Source organism: uncultured Nevskia sp. (assembly GCF_903885465.1).
In the GTDB taxonomy this organism is placed as follows: Bacteria; Pseudomonadota; Gammaproteobacteria; order Nevskiales; family Nevskiaceae; genus Nevskia.
This window is the reverse complement of record NZ_CAISIQ010000086.1, coordinates 1-10,946: the sequence shown is the minus strand read 5'-3', so window position 1 is coordinate 10,946 and position 10,946 is coordinate 1. Positions and strand designations below refer to the sequence as shown.

8 protein-coding genes are annotated in these 10,946 nt (G+C 63.1%); 5 read left to right on the top strand and 3 right to left on the bottom strand.

What is annotated here, in order from left to right; genetic code table 11:
- Nucleotides 1-273 precede the first annotated feature (273 nt).
- Nucleotides 274-2,295 (top strand): hypothetical protein, encoded by a 2,022-nt coding sequence (locus QZY06_RS03245; protein ID WP_295680139.1) that lies wholly within the window; start codon nucleotides 274-276, stop codon nucleotides 2,293-2,295.
- A gap of 18 nt (nucleotides 2,296-2,313) precedes the next feature.
- Here QZY06_RS03245 and QZY06_RS03240 read toward each other — a convergent pair whose 3' ends face one another.
- The gene (locus QZY06_RS03240; RefSeq protein WP_295680136.1) at nucleotides 2,314-3,018 is read right to left on the bottom strand and encodes a FadR/GntR family transcriptional regulator; all 705 of its coding nucleotides are present in this window, start codon (nucleotides 3,016-3,018) and stop codon (nucleotides 2,314-2,316) included.
- A 118-nt stretch (nucleotides 3,019-3,136) separates the two neighbouring features.
- Between QZY06_RS03240 and QZY06_RS03235 the strand changes: the two genes are divergently transcribed.
- The 4 genes from QZY06_RS03235 (at nucleotide 3,137) to QZY06_RS03220 (ending at nucleotide 8,125) form a co-directional block, all read left to right on the top strand.
- Nucleotides 3,137-3,931, top strand: coding sequence for a (Fe-S)-binding protein (locus QZY06_RS03235; RefSeq protein ID WP_295680134.1), 795 nt, complete (start codon nucleotides 3,137-3,139; stop codon nucleotides 3,929-3,931).
- The gene (locus QZY06_RS03230) at nucleotides 3,928-4,614 is read left to right on the top strand and encodes an LUD domain-containing protein (protein WP_295680132.1); all 687 of its coding nucleotides are present in this window, start codon (nucleotides 3,928-3,930) and stop codon (nucleotides 4,612-4,614) included. Before QZY06_RS03235 ends, QZY06_RS03230 begins: the two co-directional genes overlap by 4 nt.
- The gene (locus QZY06_RS03225) at nucleotides 4,611-6,062 is read left to right on the top strand and encodes a LutB/LldF family L-lactate oxidation iron-sulfur protein (RefSeq protein WP_295680129.1); all 1,452 of its coding nucleotides are present in this window, start codon (nucleotides 4,611-4,613) and stop codon (nucleotides 6,060-6,062) included. Before QZY06_RS03230 ends, QZY06_RS03225 begins: the two co-directional genes overlap by 4 nt.
- Nucleotides 6,063-6,136: 74 nt before the next feature.
- Nucleotides 6,137-8,125, top strand: a complete 1,989-nt coding sequence (locus QZY06_RS03220; protein WP_295680126.1) for a sigma-54-dependent Fis family transcriptional regulator — start codon at nucleotides 6,137-6,139, stop codon at nucleotides 8,123-8,125.
- Between the two features lie 300 nt (nucleotides 8,126-8,425).
- Here the strand turns inward: QZY06_RS03220 and QZY06_RS03215 are convergent, their stop codons facing one another.
- Both QZY06_RS03215 and QZY06_RS03210 read right to left on the bottom strand, forming a co-directional pair.
- Complete coding sequence (locus QZY06_RS03215; RefSeq protein ID WP_295680124.1) at nucleotides 8,426-9,529, bottom strand: SIR2 family protein; 1,104 nt, start codon at nucleotides 9,527-9,529, stop codon at nucleotides 8,426-8,428.
- Nucleotides 9,530-9,870: 341 nt separating this feature from the next.
- Nucleotides 9,871-10,911 carry an AraC family transcriptional regulator gene (locus QZY06_RS03210; protein ID WP_295680121.1) on the bottom strand — a complete coding sequence of 347 codons (1,041 nt, stop codon included), beginning with the start codon at nucleotides 10,909-10,911 and terminating at the stop codon, nucleotides 9,871-9,873.
- Nucleotides 10,912-10,946 lie beyond the last annotated feature (35 nt).

The following is a 10,946-nucleotide window of genomic DNA, read 5'->3' as shown; positions in this document are numbered from 1 at the left end:
TCTCGAAGAACAAGCTGGTCGACAAGACGAAAAATTAAAGACGCGAGTCACCCGGCGAGGGACCCACGCGTGCTGTCGGCATGGGATCGACGGCAAGACGAGTCGGCTTGTTGACCTTCTGCCGTGTGATTCAAGACTGAAGTCTGTTTGTGAACGATCAGGGCGCTTCGGCGCCCTGATTCGTTTCCGTCGGCGGAAGACATAAGGCGGGTTATCCTTCGGCCGACGTTCTGCCATGACACGGTTTCCGGGAGTTCTGTGAGTCGCCCCTCGTTGCTCCTCGAACTGCAGCGTCGCAACGTCCATCGCGCGGCGCTGTTCTATGCCGGCGCCGCCTGGCTGCTGGTGCAGATCGCCACGCAGGTGTTTCCTTTCTTCGATATCCCGAACGAGACCGTTCGGATCGTCGTCATCGCCGTGGTGATCGGCTTTCCATTCGCGATGCTGTTTTCCTGGTTTTACGAATGGACGCCGCAAGGCATCAAGCTGGAAAGCGAGATCGACCGCAGCGAATCGGTCACCCGGCAGACCGGCAAGACGCTCGATCGCTGGATCATCGCGGTGCTCGCGCTGGCCGTGGTGTTGCTGCTGACGGATCGCCTGGCGCTGCGCAAGCCCGCCGCCGCCTCTGCCGACAAGTCGATTGCCGTGCTGCCGTTCGAGAACCTGTCGGCGGATGCCGAAAACGCCTACTTCGCCACCGGCATCCAGGACGAGATCCTGACCCGGCTGGCCAAGGTCGGCGCGCTGCACGTGACCTCGCGGACCTCGACCGCCGAATACAGCGGCCATCCGGGCAATCTCAAGGAGATCGCTGCCCGGCTCGGCGTCGCCCACATCCTCGAAGGCAGTGTCCAGAAGGTCGGCAACAAGGTCCGGATCAATGTGCAGTTGATCCGCGCGGCCGACGACACCCATCTGTGGGGCGAGATCTACGATCGCGGCACCGATGACATTCTCGGCGTGCAGGGCGAGGTGGCCACGGCCATCGCGCAGACGCTGGACGCGCGGCTCAGCGGTGAAGAGCGGCAGCAGCTGGCGCGCAAGCCGACGCTCAATCCTGCTGCCTATGACGCCTATCTGCGCGGCCTCGAAGGCCACAAGGCGGCGTTCTCGCCGGTGCTGCTGCGCGCGGCCTCGGAGAATTTCGCCAAAGCCGTGCGCCTGGATCCCGGCTTCGCACAGGCCTGGGCCTACAAGTCGATCGTCGATGGCCTGATCCACTTCAACAGGCTGGATCTCGACAGCGGGCGGCTCGAAGCGTCACGCAGTGAGGCGGCCAAGGCGATGGAGCTGGCACCGGAGGCCGCCGAAAGCTGGCTGGCGCGCGGCTATCTGCTCTATCGCACGCTCGATTTCGATGGCGCGCGCACAGCGTTTGCTGAAGCCGGCCAGCGCCTGCCGAACAGCGCCGAAGTGTTCGGCGCGCGCGGGCTCGTGGAGCGTCGCGCCGGCCACTACGAGCGGTCGATCGAACTGCTGCAGCAGGCAATCGCGCTCGATCCCGGCAACATCTCCTTCGTGTCGATGCTCGTCCAATCGTTGTCCATTCTCGGCCGCACGGCGGCCTCCCGAATCTGGCTCGACCGTGGACTCGCGCTGAATCCGGGCAATGCCGTTCTGATCTCCCAGAAGGCCGGTAGCTATCTGGACGAGGGCGATATCGAGTCGGCAGGTCGCCTGCTCGATTCGCAGCCGCTCGACATCGAAAGCGGTTGGATGATGAGCGTCAAGCTGTCGCTGGCGACCGTTCGCCGTGATTTCTCCACCGTCATCGCGGGCTACCGGGCGGCGCTGGCGGCACCGGATTTCGAACTGGACGGCGGCACCCTGGATTACTACCCCTTGCTCGGCTGGTCCCAGCGCTGGCAGGGGGATGAGAAGGCGGCGACGGCCACCTTCAAGGAAGGCCTTGCCCGGATTGCCGACCTGCGCGAGCGCCTGGGTGGCGACAGTATTCTGCAGGCCAGTCTGGCGATGATCGAAGCCGGCCTCGGTGATTCCGAAGCGGCGCGACGCGACACAAGGATGGCGGTCGAGTCTGCTGGCAACGACCAGATCGCGAGCTTCGCGACGCGCGACGCGCGGACAAGCATTCTGGCACTGGCGGGCTTGCGTGACGAAGCACTCGACGCTCTGAGCGCGCTGGCCGACGATCCCACGGCGCAGAATCTGGCCGACCTGCGGCTGTCGCCAATCTGGGATGGCTATCGCGATGATCCACGCTTCAAGCAGGCGCTCGCCAAGGCCGAGGCAAAGATCGCCCGGCAGAATCAGGCCACCGTTGCGCCCTGACGCGACTGCGACCGCGGCTTACGCCACGCTGCGCAGGTCGTTGAGCTGCACTCGCACGTAGTCCATGTGGCGGCCGGCAGCACGGCCGGCTGCTGCGGCGTCGCGGGACAGGATCGCGTCGATCAGCGTCTGCTGCTGCGCACGCAGTTGCCGTGACGGTTCCGTGTCCGGCTGCATGCCGGCAATGCTGAGCTGGACGTGGTCGTGCAGCAGGTTCAGCAGCGAGCCCATCAGGTAGGAAAACACCGGGTTGTGGGCGGCATCGGCGATCGCCCGGTGATAGGCCACGTCGGCCTCGATCTGCACGCGCCGGTCACTGGCACCGTAAGCGGCATCGACATCGCGCGCCACCTGCTGCAAGCGCCGGCGATCCGCGGTGGTGTGTCGCGTCGCGGCCAGTTCGGCGGTGCGGCATTCCATCATCGTGCGGAACTCGATCAGGCTTTCCTGCAGCCGTGGATGCCGCTCGACCATGTCGGACCAGATCTCCGCGGTGCGCCGATCGGTGTCGTCGTTGATGAAAGTGCCGGCGCCTTGCCGGCGGCTCAGCAGACCGCGCGCCACCAGCTTGCCGATTGCCTCCCGCACCGTGCCGCGCGATACCCGATAGCGCTCGGCCAGTGCCCGCTCGGGCGGTAGCCGGTCTTCGAATTCGCGCGCCACGATCGCCCGCTCGATCGCTTCCGCGACGGCGTCGCCACGCTGCAACAGAGGTTCGCTCATGTCAGTGGTTTCCGAATTGGTCCGACCAATATCACAGGCGAGCTGCCGATGACCAGACTCGGCCCAACGACAACATGAATGCGCCGGGCGAAAGCCGGAAGCGCTCCAGGAGGAGGCCATGTCCCCAACACCCGCATCCCCACCCGAATCCGTAGCCCGCGACGGCAAACGGAACGTCTATTTTTTCGCCACCTGCGTCATCGACATGTTCGCGCCGGAAGCCGGTTTCGATGCCATCGACGTGCTCGAACGCAGTGGCGTCGACGTGCACTTTCCGGTCCGGCAGACCTGCTGCGGCCAGCCGGCCTACACCACCGGCTTCCCCGAGGAAGCGGCCAAGGTCGCCGCTGCGCAGCTCGATCTGTTTCCGGAGCCCTGGCCGATCGTCGTGCCCTCCGGTTCCTGCGGCGGCATGCTCAAGCATCACTGGCCGAAGCTGTTCGCGAATGATCCCGTGAAGTTGGCGAAGGCCGAAGCGATCTCGGCGCGGACCATCGAATTCACCGATTACCTGCTGAACGTCGCCGATCTGAAACTGGATAGCGCCAGCCGCCGGCCGCTGCGGGTGGCCTTGCACACGGCCTGCAGCGCGCGCCGCGAGATGGGCACGCTGGAATGCGGCCGCGAACTGCTGAGCCGCCTGCCCGGCGTGGAACTGGTGGAGCACGCCCATGAATCCGAGTGCTGCGGCTTCGGCGGCACCTTCTCGGTCAAGCATCCGGAAATCTCCGCTGCGATGACTTCCGACAAGCTCGACGCGATCCGCGCCACTGATTGCGACGCGATGGTCAGCGCCGATTGCGGCTGCCTGCTGAGCCTCAACCTGATGCTCAAGAAGCGCCGTGATCTGATGCGCGGCCAGCACATCGCCAGCCTGATCCGCGAACGCCTCGATGGCGGGGAAGCTCGGTGAGCGCGTCCGCCGAGTCGCTGCGCGCGCGCAGCGCGATCTTCGAACGTCTGCGCGCCGCCACGCGTGATCCGCAGAGCGCGCCGTTGGATGTCTCTGCTGCGCTGTTGCCGCTGGTGGCCGATCCGGCCGGGGAAACGCGCACCCAGCGTTTCATCCGTCACGCCCGAAGCTGGCGTGCCGAGGTCATCGAAACCACACAAGCCGGCTGGCCGGAAGCCTTGCAGGCGCTGCTGCGTGCACGCGCGCCGCGCCAGTTGTTTGCCGGTCCCGGCAGCGAGATCGCCGACACCCTTCAAGCCTGCGTGCCGCCCCAGCAACTGCGCTGGTTCGATCGCGAGATCGCAGCACTCAAGCCCGAGCTGTTCGCAGCGGACGCCGGCATCACCACCACGCTTGGTGGCATCGCCGCTAGCGGCAGCCTGCTGGTGATGCCGAGCATTGCCGAGCCGCGCACGCTGTCGTTGGTGCCGCCACTGCACATCGCGCTGCTGCGTGAAAGCCAGCTGCAGGACTCGCTGCTATCGGCGATGCGGCACTACGGCTGGGCGAGTGCGATGCCGAGCAATCTGCTGACCATCACCGGCCCGTCGAAGACCGCCGACATCCAGCGCATGCTGGTCTACGGCGCTCATGGGCCGCGCGAACTGGTGATCCTGCTGGTGCAGGACGGAGGCCGCTCATGAGTGGCGCAACGGCCATCAAGCTGGCCGATTTCCAGGCCAATGCCCGCGCCGCTCTGAAGGACCCGAAGCTGCGCGACAGCTTCACCGGCGCGATGGATTTCCTGATCGATCGCCGTGCCCAGCAGTTCCCGGATCTCGAAGCCTTCGAACGCCTGCGCAAGGTCGGCGAAGCGGTGCGTCAGCAGGCGCTGTCGAAGCTGCCGGAGCTGCTGGAACAGCTTGAAAACAAGCTCACTTCGCTCGGTGTGCAGGTGCATTGGGCGGAAACCGCAGCCGATGCCAATCGCATCTTCCTCGACCTGGCGCGGCGCCATGACGCCAGCCTGATGGTCAAGGGCAAGTCGATGGTCAGCGAAGAGATCGAGCTGAACCACGAGATGGCGGCGCAGGGTATCGAGTGCGTCGAGACCGACATGGGCGAGTACATCCTGCAGCTCGATGGCGATCGCCCCAGCCACATCATCATGCCGGCCATCCACAAGACCAAGCAGGACGTCGCCGAGATCTTCCACGAGCACATCAAGGGCGCGCCGCTCACCGACGACGTCAACGAGCTGATCGCCATCGGCCGGCGAGCGCTGCGCGACAAGTTCTCGGCAGCACGCATCGGCGTTTCCGGCGTCAACTTCATGGTCGCTGAGACCGGCTCGCTGGTGCTGGTCGAGAACGAGGGCAATGGCCGGCTGTGCACTTCGGTTCCGGACGTGCACATCGCCATCACCGGCATCGAGAAGGTCATCGAGAAGCTGGAACACGTAGCACCTTTGTTCGCGCTGCTGACCCGCTCGGCCACCGGCCAGGCCATCACCACCTATCTCAACGTGATCACCGGCCCGCGTCGGGCAGGGGAGAAGGACGGGCCGCGCGAGATGCACCTGATCCTGCTCGACAACGGCCGCACCCAGGCTTATCGCGAGGAGCGCTTCCGGGCGACCTTGCAGTGCATTCGTTGCGGCGCCTGCATGAATCATTGCCCGGTCTACACGCGGGTCGGCGGGCTGAGCTACGGCACCACTTATCCGGGGCCGATCGGCGCCATCATTTCGCCGCATTTGCAGAACCTGAAAGAGACCCGGCATCTGCCGACCGCGTCCAGCCTTTGCGGTGCCTGTGGCGAGGTCTGCCCGGTGGGCATCCCGATCCCGGACATGCTGATGCGCCTGCGCGAAGCCGGCCGCCACAGCGTTGCGCAGTCCGCCACGCCACCGCAGCAGGCGCTGCGCGGGCAGGGCGAAGTGCGACAACTGGCCGAAGCGCTGGCCTGGAAAGTCTGGCGCCTGCTCTACAGCCATCCCGCGCTCTATCGGCTGCTGGTCTGGTTCGCCGCCCGCCTGAACTGGCTGACGCCGCCCTGGCAAGGCGGATGGACGCAGGCAAGGGCGCCATTGAAGCCGGCCTCGAAATCCTTGCGTGATCTGCTGGCGGAGCGAGGACGGCAACGGAAGTAGCGCTGCTGCTGGTCTCCCCTCTCCCGGGGGGAGAGGGCTTTCAAGCATCAGAAGTCTTGAAGAAGGGGAGTTCAATGAACACATCGCAAAGCCACATCAACACGGTGATGAACATCGTCGGCCGGCACGCCGCTGTTCCAGCGCTCGCCGATGACAATCCGATCCACCGATCCTGGCTCCGTTGCTACAACGACTACGGCCTGAATCCTTCGAGCCGTCATCGCATGCAGGTGGAGTCCTCCGGCAAGCTGCGCGAGCGTCGAGAGCAGCACGCGCGCTATCTGCGCACGGCGCGGGCCGGCATGGAGCAGCTCTATGCCCAGGTCGCCGATCTCGACTACGTGCTGATGCTGGCCGATGCCGACGGCATCGCGCTCGATTTCCTCGGCGCCCAGGCTACCGATTCGCCGTTCCGCGCCGGCCTCGTCGCCGGTGCCAACTGGCACGAGCAGACCGCCGGCACCAACGGCATCGGCACCTGTCTCGCCGAGCGCCGCACCTTGACCTGCCACAGCAGCGATCACTACTACGCCGGCAATCTCGATCTCAGCTGTGCGGCCACGCCGCTCTACGATCCGGAAGGCGAACTGATGGGCGTGCTCGACCTGTCGACGGTCACCACCTCGCAGTCGCGCGGCAACCAGCAGTTGATCAGCCGCCTCACCGCGCTGTACGGCCGGATGATCGAGGACGCCAACTTCATCCGCCATTTCGGCAACCGCTGGATCCTCAAGATGAGCCGCAATCCGGCGCTGGTCGACGTCAATGCCGAAGCCATGCTCGCCTTCGATGCCGATGGCGTGATCGTCGGCGCCAACAGCGGCGCCCGCAGCCAGTTGCAGCTGACCGTCGAAGGCGTGGTGCGCGGCAGCCTGATTGGCCACAGTCTCGCCGCCGTGTTCCGCAATCGTGCAGGCGACATCTGGCGGCTGGCGCGCGGCACCGAGGCCGACGACTGCGGCCTGCTCGAAACCTGGACCGACCAGACTTATTACGGAACCGTGCGCGGGCCGCGACGCGGTACTGCATCCACCTCCAGCAGCAAAGCGCCAGCCGTGCCCGGCAACGTCGCCGAACTGGAAGCGCTGGCCGACAACGATCCGCAGATGAGCCAGCTGATCAGCCAGGCCAAGCGCCTCGCCAGCCGGCCGTTCAACCTGCTGATCCAGGGCGAAACCGGCACCGGCAAGGAAGTGCTCGCCAAGGCCCTGCACCAGGCCAGCCCGCGCGCCGCCAAGGCTTTCGTCGCGATCAACTGCGCAGCCCTGCCGGAATCGCTGATCGAAAGCGAACTGTTCGGCTACCAGCCCGGCACCTTCACCGGCGCCCGTAGCCGCGGCATGGTCGGCCTGATCCAGCGCGCCGACGGCGGCACCCTGTTCCTCGACGAAATCGGCGACATGCCGCTGGCGCTGCAGACGCGCCTGCTGCGCGTGCTGTCGGAAGGCGAGGTGCTGCCGCTGGGCGCCGACAAGCCGATTCCCTTGAGCCTCACCGTCATCGCCGCCTCGCACCGCAAGCTGCGCGAACAGATCGCCGCCGGCCAGTTCCGCGAAGACCTCTACTACCGCCTCTCAGGTGCCACGCTGCACCTGCCACCGCTGCGCGAGCGCCAGGACCGCACCTTCCTGATCCGCCGCATCCTGCGTGACGAAGCCGGCGCACTCGGCACTTCGGACTGGATCGCCCCGCAGGCGCTGGAACTGCTGCTGCACTACCGCTGGCCCGGCAATATCCGCGAACTGCGCAATGTGCTGCGCTATGCGCTGTCGATGGCCGAGACGCGCGGCATCGAGATCGACGATCTTCCCGCCGAAGTCCGTGACGCAGCGGTCAGCGCTGCGCTCACTGTCGATGCATCACCGTCAGTTGCGACAGCGAGCGTGGTTCCCGATGAAGACCAATGCGAAGTTGGCGGAGGCGAGGACCAGCATCTGCTCAGCACCTTGCGCAGCCACCACTGGGTGATCAGCGAAGTCGCCCGCGACCTGAACCTATGCCGGGCTACGATCTACCGGCGGATGAAGCGCTATGGGATTGTGGTGCCGACGCAGTTTTGTTGAACGATCTGGTCGCTGCTGGTGTTGAGGATGGCATCGAGGTTTTAGCGTGACCGGCCGCCGACCTCCTGTCTGCTCTCGGTTTGAACTACCGAGGATTCCTAGGTAGTTGCCTTGCGACGAAGTTTCTCCTCCTCATAAAGGATTTAAGGTGCAGGCCGACGTTGTCGGCGCTGATGTCGAAGAAGAGAGAATCGTAGGGTGAGAAAACGGCCGGCTTCATGGCCGCGCATCCCGCCACGCAGTATTTCGCGGAAGACGGAATGCACCTGCGGCTTTCCCGCCCTACTAAGATTTTAATTCTTATTTAGTACTCACAATCGGAACCGCGCTCAGATTCGATAATCCCCTGCCTAGATCACTCCAAGAAGAGATCCACGCTGGGCGAATTCCTAAATGATGCAGCGAAGACAATAAGAGCTCACATGCTATTTCTTCTTTTGGTCGTGGACGAATCCAAATATGGTCAGGATTTGGACGATCAGCATACTCGAATATATGACGATCCTTGGCGCGCTCCAGATTCATAGCACTCATCCATCTTCGAATATTTGTGTCCGACATAGATAAGCCTGCGAACACAAGTTTCGTCGATTGAGCGTGGTACAAGAACACCGTCTCCGCCCATGCGGCTCCACTTTCGGCCATGGCCAAATATTCTTGCTCAAGAAACACAAGGCGATCTCGTGAGTCTCGGGGATTCTTAACTGAAGACCAACGTGGCGCTACACATCCGTGACAGTGAATTATGGGTATCTTCGATCCGCTAGCATTTGCTGGACGAGTAACCTGAACATAGCTGTAGTTTGGATGTCCGTGAGGTCCAGGACCAAGATAGTGATCCCGGCGCAGACGAAGATCGATAAACGTCTCTAAGAATGTGTCTGCATTAAAGGTGAGAACTGCTTTCGGACCATGACCTGATTTTGCTGCTTGAATTAGGGTTTCAGCGATTTGTACTAAAGAACTGTTAGGAAATGCTGATTCAATTAAGTTGCATACTTCAATAACACGATCCTTGGGTTCATTTTTTGGATAGTTCAGCACCTTTGTAAGATGCCTCTCTATGCCCATGCCTTTAGCCTTATCCCGAATTTTTGCGTATAACTTCGATTCTATAAGGTCTTTGAATTCTTCTGGCAATCCACCTTTGAGAAGGTGCGCGTTAGCCGCCGCTTGAATCCATGAATCGAGCGTCCATCCCGAATCTTTTACCAACTCTGAAAAATCGGACTCTTTAATGCCATTACCGAACGATTCGCGAACGACCTCGAATGTAAGGTCATACCACTCTGGAGCAATGCCCTTGGATATCCCAGCTCCTACGCAAAGCGTCCAAGCGTTCGGCGAAAGGTATCCACGGAAGCGCTCGTCGACTGCCAGGACAGGATGTGGAGTTCCAGCCATTCAACGCTCCTTATGCATGATTGAAAATGAACTGACCAACTGAGAAAATTTACTGCTGAACTTTGTCGCGCAGCGTAAAAATCGCATTCTGAATCCTCCGGTCAAACTGTCTTTTCTGAAGGATGTGGCGCTTCCAACCTTACGATCAAGGGTGGCAGCCCGAGTAGGGTGGGAAAGGCCGGCTGTACGGCCGCGCATCCCGTCAAGCAGCAACTCTGCTTCATTACGGAAGATGGGGTGCGCCTGCGGCTGTTCCCCCTGCGCGGGCTGCGGAAACAGAGAGCCGCCAGACCTCAAGCTACCTTTCGAGATCGAGCCCGGGCATCGCGCGTCGCCTCTGATCATCGCTGGGCAGGCCGCGGAAGAATCTTCGCGTTTGCTTTCAGAGCACGCTGCTTACTGCGCACGGAAGTGCCGTGCCAGCGGCGAAAGGAGCGGCTCAGCGATGTCGGGTCGCCGTATCCGAGTCGCGCTGCCACCTGTGTGGCGTTCAGACCGGAATGCTTGAGGTACTTCTGGGCGAGATCCGCGCGGACGGAGTCCTTGATCGAGCGGAAGCTCTGTCCCGCCTGGTTCAGGTGCAACTGCAAGGTGCGTGTCGAAATCCCCAGTGCCTGGCTCACGTCGTCTGCGGAACATGATCCGTAAGGCAGCAGCGCGCGGATCAGACCCTCCACCTGAAGCTCGATCGGCGCAGCGGAGGATCCTTCGTCGTCGCGCAGCACCTTCTGCACGAGGGACCGCACATGCGGCTCTGCGGCCGAATGCGGGCGGCGCAGGATCGCTGTGTCCAGTTCGATGGCGTTATGTTCGCTGTTGAAGTGCAGGTGAGGCCCGAATATCCGCCGGTGCAGTTGCAGATCCGCAGGCGCTTCGTGCCGAAAATGTACGCCCGGCGGCGTCCACCCTGGGGGGCCGTGCATGCGGATTTCGCCGAGTATCGTGGCGACCGCGAACTCCGACATCTGCACTTCGCTCTCGCCGGACCCGATGGCGGCAGACCAGTGGAGGAAGCCGCCGGATTTGGTCGGCCGGTAGGTCATCACCGCGGCGCTGCTGTAAAGATCGAAGTGCTTCGCCAGGTCGATGCACATCTGCTCGACCGTCAAGGCATTGCGCAATAGCAGCCACAGCGGCCCGATCACCGCACCCAGATGGGCGCCCACCGACATCTCCAGGCCGAAGGTTCGGCGCCGGCACGCGGTGGCCACCAGTTCGAAGAACGCCATCACGGCGCGGCCACTTACCAGCAGGTCCGGGTCCGACAGGGCGTCCATCGGAATGCCCGTCTTGCGGGCGATCGCGCCGGGTTTGCGTCCGTACTGGCGGATCTTCTCGGCGGCACCGCTCAGGATGACGCTGCGTATCAAGGGTCCGGCCATGCTCGGGCGCTCTAGGGTCTGTTGACATTACTTTG

Bases quoted from the DNA above. Each gene is read 5' to 3' on its own strand.
- QZY06_RS03240 (WP_295680136.1), bottom strand. From the start codon at position 3,018: ATGAGCGAACCTCTGTTGCAGCGTGGCGACGCCGTCGCGGAAGCGATC.
- QZY06_RS03235 (WP_295680134.1), top strand. From the start codon at position 3,137: ATGTCCCCAACACCCGCATCCCCACCCGAATCCGTAGCCCGCGACGGC.
- QZY06_RS03225 (WP_295680129.1), top strand. From the start codon at position 4,611: ATGAGTGGCGCAACGGCCATCAAGCTGGCCGATTTCCAGGCCAATGCC.
- QZY06_RS03220 (WP_295680126.1), top strand. From the start codon at position 6,137: ATGAACACATCGCAAAGCCACATCAACACGGTGATGAACATCGTCGGC.
- QZY06_RS03215 (WP_295680124.1), bottom strand. From the start codon at position 9,529: ATGGCTGGAACTCCACATCCTGTCCTGGCAGTCGACGAGCGCTTCCGT.
- QZY06_RS03210 (WP_295680121.1), bottom strand. From the start codon at position 10,911: ATGGCCGGACCCTTGATACGCAGCGTCATCCTGAGCGGTGCCGCCGAG.